This window comes from Pseudarthrobacter sp. AB1 (assembly GCF_014926485.1).
Lineage (GTDB): Bacteria > Actinomycetota > Actinomycetes > Actinomycetales > Micrococcaceae > Arthrobacter.
Genome location: NZ_PZKO01000005.1, coordinates 37932 through 51813 on the forward strand (window position 1 = coordinate 37932; position 13882 = coordinate 51813).

General features: G+C 65.3%; 12 protein-coding genes. 4 read left to right on the top strand and 8 right to left on the bottom strand.

Annotated elements, in window-relative coordinates:
* Positions 1-87: 87 nt before the first annotated feature.
* From acnA to DAD99_RS00595, 3 genes are all read right to left on the bottom strand, one after another.
* Positions 88-2898: an aconitate hydratase AcnA gene (acnA, locus tag DAD99_RS00585; RefSeq protein ID WP_193339907.1), complete on the bottom strand. Its 2811-nt coding sequence runs from the start codon at positions 2896-2898 to the stop codon at positions 88-90.
* Positions 2899-3050: 152 nt separating this feature from the next.
* Complete coding sequence (locus DAD99_RS00590) at positions 3051-4466, bottom strand: class I SAM-dependent RNA methyltransferase (RefSeq protein ID WP_193339908.1); 1416 nt, start codon at positions 4464-4466, stop codon at positions 3051-3053.
* Complete coding sequence (locus DAD99_RS00595) at positions 4463-6439, bottom strand: APC family permease (RefSeq protein WP_193339909.1); 1977 nt, start codon at positions 6437-6439, stop codon at positions 4463-4465. The genes DAD99_RS00590 and DAD99_RS00595 overlap by 4 nt, the downstream gene beginning before the upstream one ends.
* A gap of 118 nt (positions 6440-6557) precedes the next feature.
* Here DAD99_RS00595 and DAD99_RS00600 point away from each other — a divergent pair, with 118 nt between their 5' ends.
* Positions 6558-7229, top strand: coding sequence for a TrkA family potassium uptake protein (locus tag DAD99_RS00600; RefSeq protein ID WP_185263283.1), 672 nt, complete (start codon positions 6558-6560; stop codon positions 7227-7229).
* Positions 7229-7978, top strand: a complete 750-nt coding sequence (locus DAD99_RS00605) for an NAD-binding protein (protein WP_193339910.1) — start codon at positions 7229-7231, stop codon at positions 7976-7978. The genes DAD99_RS00600 and DAD99_RS00605 overlap by 1 nt, the downstream gene beginning before the upstream one ends.
* Here the strand turns inward: DAD99_RS00605 and DAD99_RS00610 are convergent.
* The 4 genes from DAD99_RS00610 to dut all read right to left on the bottom strand — a co-directional run bounded on the left by DAD99_RS00610 (position 7945) and on the right by dut (position 10434).
* A complete protein-coding gene (locus DAD99_RS00610) occupies positions 7945-8697 on the bottom strand; it encodes a DUF3159 domain-containing protein (RefSeq protein ID WP_193339911.1) in 753 nt (250 codons plus the stop codon). The genes DAD99_RS00605 and DAD99_RS00610 overlap by 34 nt on opposite strands.
* Positions 8694-8972, bottom strand: a complete 279-nt coding sequence (locus DAD99_RS00615; RefSeq protein ID WP_309233164.1) for a hypothetical protein — start codon at positions 8970-8972, stop codon at positions 8694-8696. The genes DAD99_RS00610 and DAD99_RS00615 overlap by 4 nt, the downstream gene beginning before the upstream one ends.
* A gap of 76 nt (positions 8973-9048) precedes the next feature.
* Positions 9049-9786 (bottom strand): DUF3710 domain-containing protein, encoded by a 738-nt coding sequence (locus DAD99_RS00620; RefSeq protein ID WP_193339912.1) that lies wholly within the window; start codon positions 9784-9786, stop codon positions 9049-9051.
* 105 nt (positions 9787-9891) lie between these two features.
* Positions 9892-10434, bottom strand: a complete 543-nt coding sequence (gene dut / locus DAD99_RS00625; protein WP_193339913.1) for a dUTP diphosphatase — start codon at positions 10432-10434, stop codon at positions 9892-9894.
* A gap of 113 nt (positions 10435-10547) precedes the next feature.
* Here dut and DAD99_RS00630 point away from each other — a divergent pair, with 113 nt between their 5' ends.
* Both DAD99_RS00630 and sepH read left to right on the top strand, forming a co-directional pair.
* Entirely contained in the window at positions 10548-11036 is a 489-nt protein-coding gene (locus DAD99_RS00630) for a DUF3093 domain-containing protein (protein WP_193339914.1), read from the top strand.
* Between the two features lie 238 nt (positions 11037-11274).
* The gene (sepH, locus tag DAD99_RS00635) at positions 11275-12657 is read left to right on the top strand and encodes a septation protein SepH (protein WP_193339915.1); all 1383 of its coding nucleotides are present in this window, start codon (positions 11275-11277) and stop codon (positions 12655-12657) included.
* A 4-nt stretch (positions 12658-12661) separates the two neighbouring features.
* Here sepH and DAD99_RS00640 read toward each other — a convergent pair whose 3' ends face one another.
* The gene (locus tag DAD99_RS00640; protein ID WP_227007455.1) at positions 12662-13828 is read right to left on the bottom strand and encodes an alkaline phosphatase family protein; all 1167 of its coding nucleotides are present in this window, start codon (positions 13826-13828) and stop codon (positions 12662-12664) included.
* Positions 13829-13882: the final 54 nt, after the last annotated feature.

Here is a 13882-nt window from a genome sequence, read left to right on the forward strand (position 1 = left end):
CGCCTCGCGGAAATGCAAAGCCGAAGCCCCGGCTGGTCGGTGACCGGCCGGGGCTTCGAAGGAGTGCTGCGTGGGTTCAGATTCCGGCTAGTTGGCGGAGATCTGGCGCAGGACGTACTGCAGGATGCCGCCGTTGCGGTAGTAGTCGGCTTCGCCCGGAGTATCGATGCGGAGCACTGCATCGAAGGACTTGGCGGAGCCGTCTTCTGCTGTGGCGGTGACCTTGAGCGTCTTGGGCGTGGTGCCTTCGTTCAGGGCAATGACGCCCTCAACCGCGAAGGTTTCCGTACCAGTCAGGCCCAGGGTGGCTGCGGATTCTCCAGCCGGGAACTGCAGGGGAAGGACGCCCATGCCGATCAGGTTGGAGCGGTGGATACGTTCGTAGCTCTCGGCGACGACGGCCTTGACGCCCAGCAGAGCGGTGCCCTTCGCTGCCCAGTCACGCGAGGATCCGGAACCGTATTCCTTGCCCGCCAGGACCACCAGCGGGGTGCCGGCTGCCTGGTAGTTCTGCGCGGCGTCGTAGACATATGCCTGCGGGCCGTCAGCCTGGGTGAAGTCGCGGGTGAAGCCACCTTCGACGCCGTCCAGGATCTGGTTCTTGATGCGGATGTTCGCGAAGGTGCCGCGGATCATGACTTCGTGGTTGCCACGGCGTGAGCCATAGGAGTTGAAGTCCTTGCGCTCCACGCCGTTGGCCAGCAGGTACTGGCCGGCGGGGGTGTCCGACTTGAAGGAACCGGCCGGGGAGATGTGGTCGGTGGTGACCGAATCGCCCAGCTTCAGCAGCACGCGTGCGCCGGAGATGTCCTGGACGGGTTCCGGCTGCGCCTTGATGCCATCGAAGTACGGGGGCTTCCGGACGTAGGTGGAGTTCGGATCCCAGGCGAAGGTATCGCCGGCCGGTGTGTCGAGCGCCTTCCAGCGCTCGTCGCCGTCAAAGACGCCTTCGTAGCCGCGGGCGAACATGTCCTTGTCGATCGAGGAATCGATGACCTGCTGGACCTCAACCGGGTTGGGCCAGATGTCCTTCAGGAAGACGTCGTTGCCTGCTTCGTCCTTGCCCAGGGAATCGGTGTCGAAGTCGAAGTCCATGGAACCGGCCAGGGCGTACGCGATGACCAGCGGCGGGGACGCCAGGTAGTTCATCTTCACGTCCGGGTTGATCCGGCCTTCGAAGTTGCGGTTACCGGAAAGCACCGCGGTGACGGAAAGGTCGTTGGCCTGGATGGCCTCGGAGATTTCGGCGTCCAGCGGTCCGGAGTTACCGATGCAGGTGGCGCAGCCGTAACCCACGATGTAGAAGCCAAGCTTCTCAAGGTACGGGGTCAGGCCAGACTTGTTGTAGTAGTCGGTGACAACCTTGGACCCGGGGGCCACGGAGGTCTTGACCCACGGCTTCGAGGTAAGGCCCTTGTCGACGGCGTTGCGGGCCAGCAGGGCTGCGGCCAGCATCACCGAGGGGTTGGACGTGTTGGTGCAGGACGTGATCGAGGCGATGGATACCGCTCCGTGGTCCAGCTCGAACTCGCGGCCGTCTTCAGTCTTGATGTGCACCGGGTTGGACGGACGCCCGTGGGCGCCGTTCGCTGCGGACACAACACGGCTGGTCTCGGTGGTGTGCGAGTCGGGGTGCGTGAACGACGGGGCGTCCGATGCGGGGAAGGACTCGTCCAGGGACTCGTCCACGCTGCCGTCTTCGATGGCGACGTAGTTATGGATGTCCTTGCGGAACTGTTCCTTGGCATCCGTCAGCTCAATGCGGTCCTGGGGACGCTTGGGGCCGGAGATGGAGGGAACAACCGTGGACAGGTCCAGCTCGAGGTACTCGGAGAACTTGATCTCGCGGGAAGCATCGTGCCAGAGGCCCTGCTCCTTGGCGTAGGACTCCACGAGCGCCACATTTTCGTCCGAGCGGCCGGTGAGGCGCAGGTAGTCCAATGTGACGTCATCGATGGGGAACATTGCGGCGGTGGAGCCGAATTCCGGGCTCATGTTGCCGATGGTGGCGCGGTTGGCCAGCGGCACGGCCGCGACACCTTCGCCGTAGAATTCGACGAACTTGCCCACAACACCGTGCTTGCGCAGCTGCTCGGTGATGGTCAGCACCACGTCCGTGGCGGTGGCGCCAGCCGGAATGGACCCGGTCAGCTTGAAGCCCACAACACGCGGGATGAGCATCGAGACAGGCTGTCCCAGCATGGCCGCTTCGGCTTCGATGCCGCCAACGCCCCAGCCCAGGACACCCAGTCCGTTGACCATGGTGGTGTGCGAGTCGGTGCCGACGCAGGTGTCCGGGTAGGCCCGGAGAACGCCGTCGATTTCGCGGGTCATGACGGTGCGCGCCAGGTACTCGATGTTGACCTGGTGCACAATGCCGGTTCCCGGGGGAACAACCTTGAAGTCATCGAATGCGGTCTGGCCCCAACGCAGGAACTGGTAACGCTCGCCGTTGCGCTGGTATTCGATCTCCATGTTGCGCTCCAGCGCGCCGGAGTTACCGAAGACGTCGATCTGCACGGAGTGGTCAATGACCATTTCCGCCGGAGCGAGGGGGTTGACCCGCTTGGGGTCGCCGCCGAGTTCCTTGACCGCTTCACGCATTGTCGCCAGGTCCACCACGCAGGGGACGCCGGTGAAGTCCTGCATGATCACGCGGGCAGGCGTGAACTGGATTTCTGTATCGGGCTGGGCATTAGGATCCCAGCCAGCCAAGGCTCGCACGTGATCGGCCGTGATGTTCGCGCCGTCCTCGGTCCTCAACAGGTTTTCAAGCAATACCTTGAGGCTGAACGGAAGGTTTTCTGCACCTTCAACGGAGTTCAACCGGAAAATTTCGTATTCGGTTCCGGCTACATTAAGTTTGCCTTTTGAACCGAAGCTGTCCACAGTGCTCATCGCAGGACTCCTCTCGCAACAGTTTCATCTTTGTCGCGCGGTAGACCGCTTTCTAGTTAGGCAGGCCTAATTAGTGCTGGCCACAAAAACTGCAGGAGGTCAGCGGTGAATACGGGGCGCGACGTGGGATTACTACCGCCATCCTAGTAGCATCACGGACCCGGCGTCAGCAACGCCACCGTCTCCAGGTGGTGGGTGTGCGGATAGAGATCGAAGGCCCGCAGGCCGGCCAGGGACCACCCTGCCTGCTGGAAGTACCCCACGTCCCGGGCAAACGATGCCGGATCACAGGATACGTAGGCGATAGCGCGGGGGCCGGCAGCGACCAGTTGGCTGACCACGGGCTTCCCGGCGCCGGCCCGGGGAGGATCCAGCAAGATAGCGTCGAAATTCCGCGGCTTTTGGCGGAGGACACGTTCCACGCGTCCGTGTTCGATCTCCACCTGCGGCGCACCGTGAAGGTTCTTCCGGGCGTCCCGGCTGGTTCCCGGTGCACCTTCGACCGAGAGAACGGAGCCGGTCTCCCCCACCGCGTCAGCCAGCGGGGCCGTGAACAGCCCGGCGCCGGCGTAGAGGTCAGCCACTACGGAACCCGGTTCCAGGAATCCACCGGTATGGAGGAATTCTGTGACGGCCCCCACAAGCGTCCCGGGCGCGTCGCGGTGGATCTGCCAGAAACCTGCGCCGGTGACCCGGTAGTCGTGGCCGGCTGCGGTCTCCTGGACCCAGGTCCGGCCCCGAAGCTGCGCAACTTCCCCTGTCAGGGGGTCGAAAGTGGCCACCGAAACGTCATCCGGAAGCTGGGCCGCGATGGCGCTGAGCCGTTTGGGCTTGGTGCCGGGAGCAGGAGCCAGCAGCACCAAGGGGCGTGAACCGTTCGACGGCGCCGCCACCTCCACGCGTTCGATGCCTGTCAGGTCGAGGTCCCATAAGCGCAGCCGGTTGATGCCCTCCGATGCGAGCGGCATCTCCCGGACAGCAATGATGTGGTCGGACCTGTGCGCGTGCATGCCAAGTTTGCCGCCCGGGGTCACCGAGAAGCTGGCGCGCGTCCGCCACCCCAGGCCAGTGCCGGCGTCGGACGTTGGCGCCGTCTCCTGGCCGGAATCCGCCCCGCCCGCGTTCACGGCTTCAACTACGTTTCCGAGGTCCAGCCCGTCGGGCAGGCGTTCGACGGCGGCGAGCCGCTGAAGCTGTTCGGCCAGTACCGCCGACTTGAGCGCACGCTGGCGGGTCAGTGAGACGTGGCCGAATTCGGCGCCGCCCACCGGCGGATGCCCGTGGGCCCAGGCGCGGAGGGAGTCCGCCGGTCGCCAGAAGTGCTCCACCCGGTCCGGGGAGGCCTCCAGCACCTCAACAACGTCGGCGCGCCAGAACTTGGCCGACTCCCCCGCGTCTGTGAGGCGGGCGCGTACTTTTTCGCCGGGGATGCCGTGCCGGACGAAGATCACCCTGCCCTCGTGGCGGGCCACGCAATGACCGCCGTGGGCCACCGGACCGACGTCGAGCACCAGCTCGGTGGGGGCTGCCGTGGCAGCTGCGGAGGGGGTCTGGGTCTGGGGGTTCATCGGATATCCTGCATGTTTTTGGCTTCTTCGGACGATTTGAGCTGCCACGGAACGCTGGCCACCATCACGCCAGGTTCGAAGTGCAGCCGGGTTTTGATGCGCAATGCTGTCTGGTTGTGAACCAGCTGTTCCCACCATTTTCCGACAACGTATTCGGGGATGTAGACCACAATCAGGTCGCGGGGGGAATCACGGCGCATGTTCTTTACGTATTCCATGATGGGTGTAATGGTTTCGCGGTAGGGGCTGGCAAGCACGGTCAGCGGCACGGGGATCTCCAGCCTTTCCCAGTCGGCAACCGTGTGCGCGGTCTCCTCAGCGTTGATGTCCACCGTGATGGCGTCCAGGCGCGACGGCCGCGAGGCCCGTGCGTAAGCCAGGGCGCGCAGCACAGGCTTGCGCACATGGGACACCAACAGTACAGCGTGCACCCTGGTTGGCAGGGCCCGCGGCGAGGAGTCCTCATCCACGGCCAGCTCCTTGGCGACGTTGTCATAGTGCGCCCGGATGCTCCACATGATGAGGAACAGCACCAGCATGGCCAGCAGCGCAATCCACGCCCCTTGCTGGAACTTGGTGATCAGGACGATCACCAGCACGAGGGCCGTCATGCCGAACCCAATGGTGTTGATGGTGCGGGACTTAACCATTCGGCGTCGGGCGGTTTTGTCCTTGGCGAGCTTAAGGTGCCTCCCCCAGTGCCGGATCATGCCCAGCTGGCTGAGGGTGAAGGAGATAAAGACGCCCACGATGTAGAGCTGGATCAGTTTGGTGACGTCGGCGTTGAACGCGAGGATCAGCACCAGCGCTCCGGCGGCCAGGGCAAGGACACCGTTGCTGAATGCCAAGCGGTCTCCCCTGGTCCGCAGCTGGCGCGGCAGGTAGCCGTCCTGGGCGAGGATGGAGCCAAGTACCGGGAACCCGTTGAACGCGGTGTTCGAGGCGAACACCAGGATCACTCCGGTGGCGGCGACCACGATGAAGAACAGGATTGATCCCGGGCCGAAGATGGTCTGGGCGATCTGGCTGATGGCCGGACTCTGGATGTAATCCTCCGGCAGCGGCAGGCCGTTCATCAGGAATTCCGTCGCCGGATCCAGCACGATGTGCACCTTCGTGGCGTTGGCCAGAAAGATGATGCCGGCCAGCATGGACGAGGCGATGACGCCGAGCAGCAACAGCGTGGTGGCCGCGTTTTTGCTCTTCGGTTTCTGGAAGTTCGGCACACCGTTGCTGATGGCCTCAATGCCGGTCAGCGCGGCGGCGCCGGAGGAGAAGGCCCGCAGCAGCAGGAAGGCGCCGGCCAGGCCCACCAGCCCTTCGTCGAAACCGGGAGCCGGCACAATCTCGAAGGCCGCCGACGGTGCTTCGCCCAGCTGGCCTGTCGCGGCCTGGAAGACGCCCACCGCTGTCATGCCGAGGATCGCCGCCATAAAAATGTAGGTGGGGACGGCAAAAACACTGCCGGCCTCCTTGATGCCGCGGAGGTTGACCAGGGCAAGGATCACGACGCCGATGGTGGCGAACAGGGCTTGTTGCCCGTGAAGGGACGGCACTGCCGTGGTGAGGTAGGTGGCCGCCGAAGACATTGAGACGGCCACCGTCAGGACGTAGTCCACCAGGAGCGCCGAGGCCACCGTCAGCCCGGAAAACTTGCCCAGGTTCTCGTTGGCGATCTCGTAGTCTCCGCCGCCTGAAGGGTAAGCGTGCACGTTCTGCCGGTACGACGCCACCACCGTGAGGAGGACAACCATGACGGCCAGGCCCACCCACGGCGAAAAGGCCACTGCACTAACGCCGGCCAGGGCCAGGGTGAGCAGGATTTCATCGGGCGCGTAGGCCACGGACGACAGCGCGTCGGAGGCGAAGACCGGAAGTGCTATCCGTTTGGGGAGCAGCGTATGGGCGAGCCTGTCATTCCTGAAGGGCCTGCCCACCAGCACCCGTTTCACGGCATTCAATATTGTCAGCACTCCACAAAGCTAGTCTGATTCCCCGCCCATGTCATGACGGCGTCCGGGCGGCTGGAGCCAGCGCCGTGCCGGTAGAGTTCTAGCAGCAGGAACAGGCTACGGAAGTTGAGGAGACACGGTGGCGCATTTCGTGATCATGGGATGTGGCCGGGTAGGGGCCACTCTGGCGCATACGCTGGAGGACGCCGGTCATTCCGTCGCCATCATCGACCAGGACGACCGCGCGTTCCGCCGGCTTCGGCAGGGCTTTACAGGCCGGAAAGTCACCGGGGTGGGCTTCGACCGGGACACCCTCCAGCAGGCCGGCGTGGCCGAGGCTTACGCCTTCGCCGCCGTTTCCAGCGGCGATAACTCCAATATCCTGGCCACCCGCGTGGCGCGCGAAACGTTCCATGTCCCCCACGTTGTGGCCAGGATTTACGACCCCGGCCGCGCCGAAATCTACCAGCGGCTCGGCATCCCCACCGTTGCGGCCGTCCGCTGGAGCGCAGACCAGGTATTGCGCCGCATCCTGCCCGAGCAGCACCTCGCCGGCGATTTCCGCGAACCGTCCGGCCGGCTGGTCCTCGCCGAAGTGGACCTGGACGCCGGCTGGATCGGCCACCGGATCAGCGAGGTCGAAAGGGCTGCCGAAATCCGGGTGGCGTACCTCACCAGGTTCGGCGAGGGCATGCTTCCCGAAACCGGGACTTCCTACCAGGACGGCGACACCGTCCATGCCATGCTGCCGGTGGACCGCAGTTCCCAGGTCGCCCAGATCCTGGCCAAAGCACCTGCGAAGGAGTTGTAGTGAAAGTTGTTATCGTCGGTGCCGGCAGCGTCGGGTCTTCGATCGCCCGGGAACTGCTGGCCCACAAGCACGAAATCCTGCTGATCGACCTCAAACCTGAGGTCATCGGGCGCAGCGGGCTGCGCGGCGCCCACTGGCTGGTGGGCGACGCCTGCGAGCTCAGCACCCTGCAGGGAGCGAAAGTGGAGGATGCCGACGTCGTTGTTTCAGCCACTGGCGATGACAAGGTGAACCTTGTGGTCTCACTCCTGGCCAAGACCGAATTCGGGGTGGGCCGCACAGTGGGCCGGGTCAACAACCCCAAGAACGACTGGATGTTCAACGACTCCTGGGGCGTCGACGTCGCCGTCAACACCCCCCAACTGATGACGGCCCTTGTGGAGGAAGCGGTGGAGATCGGCGACCTGGTCCGGCTCCTGACGCTGCAGACCGGCGTCGCTTCACTGGTGGAGTTCACGGTCCCGCACGATTCCCACGTCATTGGCTTGACGGTAGGCGACATCCAGTGGCCCGAGGACGCCACACTGGTGGCAATTCTCCGGGACCACGCGCCCATCACTCCCAGCCGTGACGACGTCATTGATGGTGGGGACGAACTGTTTTTTGTCACCACCATCGCGGCAGAGGACCACTTGCGTGCCCTGCTGTCGACCGAATCAGCAGACGAGCCGGCGGCGGCCTCCCATGAGCCCGAAGGCGTGCAGCCTGCCGAAACTCAGGCGCCGGAGGACGACGGCTTCGACGGCTGATCCGACGTCCGCGCATCGGCGTCGGCCGGTACCGGCCGGGTGACCAGCCATGCGATCCAGACGCCCAGGATATAGAGCGGCGCACCCATGATCAGGCGGGTCGTGGCCAAGGCGGCCAGTCCGTCCGCGCCCATCAGGTACAGGGGAACCTGGACCACCAGCCGAAGTACCAGGACCGCCACGATGATCCACGTGCCGAGGCGGTACGCCTTGAGTCGCGCGGGGTCTTTGCGCCAGTCCAGGCCTTCGGTGCGGATGATCCCGAACAGCAGGCCGGCCACCGGCCACTTGATCGCGATGGAAATCACCATGGCGAGGATGTAAGCGGTGTTGGTGAAGAAGCCCGGGAGGTAGAAATCCTCGGCCTTGCCCGTGCTGTTGGCGAGCCAGGCCGAGATGCCCACCCCCACCACACCGGCGAGGGCCTGGGTCAGCGGACGCCGCTGGACGAGGCGGACCACCGTAAAGACCGCGGCAGAGGCCAGCGCCGCCACCAGCGACGGCGTCAGGTCCCTGCTGATAGTAAAGGCGATCAGGAAGACCATGCCTGGCACGATGCTCTCGGCGATGCCCTGGATTCCGCCGGCGCTCTTCAGGACATCGATCCGGCCGTCATGAGTGCGGTGCAGGCCGGCCTTGGCTGCATAGCCCTCCGCAAATCCCTGCACTGCGGACGGCTCGGGCTGTTCGGACGGCTCGGGCTGCTGGGGCGAGGTCATTCGTTCTCCTGGCGGGAAAGTATTTCGTAGCGTGGATTGAACATGGTGGGCAGGCCGTGGCTTTGGGACAGCATGCCCTCGAGGCGTACTTCGGTTCCGGCGGCGATGCCCGGCACCCTGCGCCGCCCCAGCCAGACCACGCGAAGGCGGCCGCCCTTTCCCTGGGCCCGCTTGGCACCGGACTCGCGAATGTCGGGGTCCGAGACGATGGCAGTGAAGGCCGCGTTCTGGTCTGCGGGCATGTAGGTGACCGATTCGATGTGCCCCTGGCACACCACCCTCCCTCGTTCGGGCAGTCGGCTGACCGGTATTCCAGCGTCCGGGGTCGATCCCAGGCGGTCTTGGCGGGAATCAGCCAATCTGTGTGGTTTCGGGACCACGTTCGGGGCCTTTGAACTCGGGGGCATTGAATTCCGGGGCACCAGGTGCCGGGGTGGCGCTGGCGTCCTTGGGCAGGCGCAGCTGCAGCAGGTCCCGGGGCGGCATGGGGCTGTCGCCCCGGATAACCACAATCTGGCGGAACAGTGACTCAAGCGGTGCCGCAGCCTCGCGCTCCATCGCTGCCGGGCCGCCCAGGACGCCACGCAGGAACCACCGTGGACCGTCGATGCCGATGAAACGCGCCACCCGGTAGCCTTGGCTGCCGTCCGGCGTACCGGCGGGCAGTTTGGCGACCAGTTCAGTTCCGAAGCCACCCTCGACTTCTTCAACCTGACCACCCTGGCTTCCCACGGACTGACCGATCTGTTCGCGGATTTCGTCCCACAGTCCCTCGGTCTTGGGCGCAGCGAACGCCTGCAGCTGAAGGCTGGAGCCGTTCAGGTCCATGGTCACCGCGACCACGCGCTGGGTGGCTTCCTCAACTTCGAGCCGGAGCTGGAGCCCCTCACTCGGGGCGATCAGCAGTGCACCAAGATCAACGTAGCCGTCGCGGCTGGAGACCTCGGAAACATCAAAGGGGCCTTCGTCCCGACGCCCGGCGACCGCCGAAGCCACGTCAGCGGAATCCGTCGATTCCCCTGAGGCCCGGGATTCAGCCGGGTCGGCCGATTGGTCCTTCTTGGATTTCCTGCCGAGCCCAAAAACCATGGGGTTTGTCTCCTTAGTTGTGAAAGTGACTCGCCGGCCCGGAGGTCCCGTCGGAAGTCTTAGCTGCCGCGGGCAACCACCGCTGGTTGCCGCCGTCGGCGGGTGTCAGGCGTTTGGCGGGGTGAAGCCGCCGGTGGATCCGAATCCGCCGGCTCCCCGCACCGATTCACTCAATTCGTTGACGGGGACAAACTGGGCATATTCCACCCGCTGGATCACCATCTGTGCAATTCTATCGCCGCGCCGGAGCTCGATGGCGTTCCTGGTATCAGTGTTGAGGAGAGTCACCGAAATCTCCCCGCGATAACCGGCATCCACGGTGCCCGGCGCATTAACGATGGTCAGCCCGTGCTTCATGGCCAGCCCGGAGCGCGGGTGGATCAGGGCAACGAAGCCGTCCGGCAACGCGATGGAAACACCGGTCGCCACCAGCTTCCGCTCTCCCGGCGCCAGGACCAGATCTTCGCGGGCCCGCAGATCCGCCCCCGCATCGCCCGGGTGGGCATACGACGGTGCCTCCAGCCCGGCGTCGAGCATTTTCAGCTGCACCTGCAGCGTCGGGGCCCCGTAGGCTGCGGCTGTATCCGGCGCGGAGCCGGACAGCTCATCGTCAGGAACGGTTTCAACAGTGGCGAGTTCGTCAGTCACAGTCACTCACTCTAACGCCCAGCCGCAGTTCCGTCCTAGCTTCAATGGGACGCCAGGCCAAGGCAGGGTGAGGCCAAGATGAAATAGCCAGCCAAAGGTGGAAAGCTGGTGGCATGCCCGAATCCAGCTCCACCGCACCCGTCCCTGACGCCCCCACTGCCGGCACCCCGGCTGTTTTCCGGGAGAGGCTGTGGCCGAACGTCTGGATCTGGGTTATCGCGGCGGGAATCTCCGGCGCCGGGATCCTCGTTTTCGCCCCGATCAGCATGGCTGCAGGCTACACGGCCGCCGGCGTTCTGTTCACGATCATGGCTGTACTGCTGGTGCTGTCAACCCCAACCATCCTTGTCACCAGTGACGCGTTGACAGTAGGTCGTGCCACGATCGAGCGCCGCTATGTTGGCGAAGTGGCTGCGTTCCGCGGCAAGGACGCCACGGCCCAGCGGGGGACCCGGCTCAATGCCCTCGCCTACCTGTGCATCCGTGGCTGGATCGACCCGGTGGTTCGGATCGAAATTACGGACCCGTCAGACCGGACCCCCTATTGGCTGACGTCGTCCAAGCGGCCCGAGGAACTCACAGCCGCGCTTTCGCGGAAATAGCAGCCCGGAGGAAAGGGGCGCCCGGGTGCCCCTGCGCGGGCGCAACTTTCGCCGGCAGGTTCCAATATCCGGACTTCTCCGCGGGTCCGGACGGCCAGGACTCCTGAAACGCGTGCCGCTTGCCGCGACGGTGTCCGAAAGTGCCGGAATATCGCGGCGCGCCCTCGCTCCTAACCCAAATAGGTGCCGGTGAGTGGCAGAGTTTCGATTGATAGTAATGCCAGGGTGGAGGATTTGTATGCAGGATCTACGGCTTGTAGGCGTACACGACGACGGGGAGCATCTCCTGTTGAGCGGTGCCGGCGGCGAGATGTTCCAGCTGCCGATCGATGAAGCACTGCGGGCGGCCAGCCGGTCTTCGGCGAAGACCGCTTCCGCAACCGCGCCCATTGCCATGTCCCCTCGGGACATCCAGTCACGGATCCGCAGCGGCGCTACCGCTGCGGACGTAGCTGAGCTTTCCGGGCTGCCCCTCGCAAAAGTCGAGCGGTATGAGGGCCCTGTCCTTGCCGAGCGGGAGTATGTAGCGCAGCAGGCGCGAAAGGTGGAAGTCGCCTCGCCTTCCCCCGGCCACGATACCTACCGCTCCGTTTTTGGCGACAACCCGGCGTCCCTCCAGGACATGGTCAACCACCGGCTTTCAGCCCACGGGGTTGAGCCTTCCACCGTGGAATGGGATTCGTGGCGTCGCCAGGACGGCAACTGGACCGTGGTGGCCCGTTTTGAAACCAAAACGGACGGCACCTCCGGCATCGGCGAGGAGCCGCCTGCGCAATGGACGTTCAGTCCGGTGCGCAAGACGCTGCAGAACGCCAACCGTTGGGCTCAGCAACTCAGTGAGCTGGAGCCGCTGGACGGTCCCGTCCCGGCCCGCCGCCTCACTGCGGTCTCGGACCGGCCGTTTGACTTCGAAACCGATGCAGAAGCTGCGGCCGCCCGCAATTCGACCGGTCCGCAAGCCGTCACGCCGGCCAGGGAATCCGACGGTCTCCTCGATATGCTCCGTTCACGCCGCGGCCAGCGCCTCGGAGTCGACGAAGACGCCGACGACGCCCTGGCCCTGCTCCTGACCCACGGCGTGCCGGCCGCCCATCCGCGCCCTTCGGAGGTGGTCCCGGAACCGGAATCCCGGGACCAGAAATACCGCGAGCCGCAAACACGGGGGGCGGCTCCCACCGAGTCCGGCGTGCCAGACGAAGCCGGGCCCGCTGCCGCAGCAGATCCTCTCACCCGCAAGCGGGACGCCCGGCCATCAATGCTGTCCCGGCTCAGCCTCATCCCGCCGCACCGGGACTCTGACGATGATGACGTCCTGAAACTGCACGACGGCGTCAGCACCGATACGAGGGAAATCACCATCGTGGCGTCCCCGCCCCGTCCCGCAGGACACGGGGCCCCCGCAGAACCAGGGTCGGGGCGTCCTGCGCCGAACGTGGGCCTTGACGAACTGCTGGGCGGCGGAAGCCCACGCCGGGCAGCCTCCACGGCCGGCCCCGATGACGCAGGATCCGGCCAGTACCACGATCATGACGCGGACCAGCCTGAACGGCAGCCCGCTAAACCGAAGCGCTCCACGGTTCCCAGCTGGGACGAGATCGTCTTCGGGACCAAACGGGACTAACGCCTCAGCGTCGCCGTGGCCTGCCTTCGGCCGCAAAGCACAGCAAAGGTACTTCGCGTTCCGCTTTGGTCAGCGAGCCGTGCTGGCCCACCACTTCCATGGCGGCGGGACGCCCGCGGCGAGTGTCGTAGAGCGCCAGGGCGTCACGCGCGGCAATCATGATGTCGCCAATCCGGGGCCCGACGGCGGGGCGCAGCGTCCCGAACAGTCCGGCGGCGACGGCATCCTCCCGGGTAAAAGCCCAGATCCTGTCGCCGAAACGGGCACGCCACGCACGCAACAAGCGCTCCCGGCCTGCGGCGTCCGCCGGATCCTCAAGGTAGAGGTGGACCATCCGCGGCTCCCCCGCTGTATGCCGCACGCCATCAACAAGCGACGCGTCCGCGGAGAAGTCGATCCGCCATTGTTCCGGGACGTCGAGCATCCCATGGTCCGCCGTGAGCAGTACTGTGGTCCCGGCCGGAAGCGAGGCGTGCAGCCGTTTGACGGTTGCGTCGAGTTCTTCGAGCTGGTGTTCCCACTGTTCAGACTGGCAGCCGTACCGGTGGCCTGCCTTATCCAGTTCGTTGACGTAGAAGTACATCAGGGACTTTCCGGCGGTGTCCATGGCTTCAGCGGCGGCGGCCGTGCGGGCGTGGGCAGTCACTCCTGGGACGAAATTCCCGCCGCGGAGGGCCGCCTGGGTCATGGGCGAGTCGCCGAACTGCGGCAGGCTGACGGTGGTTACATTAACTGATTCGGCGGCCCGTTCGAGGACGGTAGGGAACGGCTGCCACTCGGCGGGGTCCACCTTGGCATCCCAGTTGCCGAGCATGTTGACCACCTTGTCCTGGCCCGGGTCCAGGACGTCGTAGCCCACCATTCCGTGCTGGCCGGGCGGGAGGCCTGTGCCGAAGCTGGCCAGGGCAGCGGCCGTGGTAGATGGGAACGTGGAGTCCAGCCATACCGGAACTTCCCCCTGACCGGACTGCATAACGGAGCGCAGGAACGGTGTGTGGGCGGACTTCTGTTTCAGCAGGTTCCGGCCCAGGCCGTCGGCCAGGACCACGCAGACGCGAGACGCCGGCGGAAGGCCCAGGGTGTTAGTGAAACCTTCCACTCCGAGGCTTGCGGCTGCACTGGTGAGGACATCCGCGATGGACCGCTGGCCAAAGGCGGGCGCGGGCGGCATGCTCAGTTGCGCGGAAGCCCCTTGGGAAACCGCTGAGGAAGTGGCTGAGGAGAC

Excerpts from the sequence above, each read along its gene's own strand:
- acnA (WP_193339907.1), bottom strand. The coding sequence starts at position 2,898 with ATGAGCACTGTGGACAGCTTCGGTTCAAAAGGCAAACTTAATGTAGCC.
- DAD99_RS00590 (WP_193339908.1), bottom strand. The coding sequence starts at position 4,466 with ATGAACCCCCAGACCCAGACCCCCTCCGCAGCTGCCACGGCAGCCCCC.
- DAD99_RS00610 (WP_193339911.1), bottom strand. The coding sequence starts at position 8,697 with ATGACCTCGCCCCAGCAGCCCGAGCCGTCCGAACAGCCCGAGCCGTCC.
- DAD99_RS00620 (WP_193339912.1), bottom strand. The coding sequence starts at position 9,786 with ATGGTTTTTGGGCTCGGCAGGAAATCCAAGAAGGACCAATCGGCCGAC.
- DAD99_RS00630 (WP_193339914.1), top strand. The coding sequence starts at position 10,548 with ATGCCCGAATCCAGCTCCACCGCACCCGTCCCTGACGCCCCCACTGCC.
- sepH (WP_193339915.1), top strand. The coding sequence starts at position 11,275 with ATGCAGGATCTACGGCTTGTAGGCGTACACGACGACGGGGAGCATCTC.
- DAD99_RS00640 (WP_227007455.1), bottom strand. The coding sequence starts at position 13,828 with ATGCCGCCCGCGCCCGCCTTTGGCCAGCGGTCCATCGCGGATGTCCTC.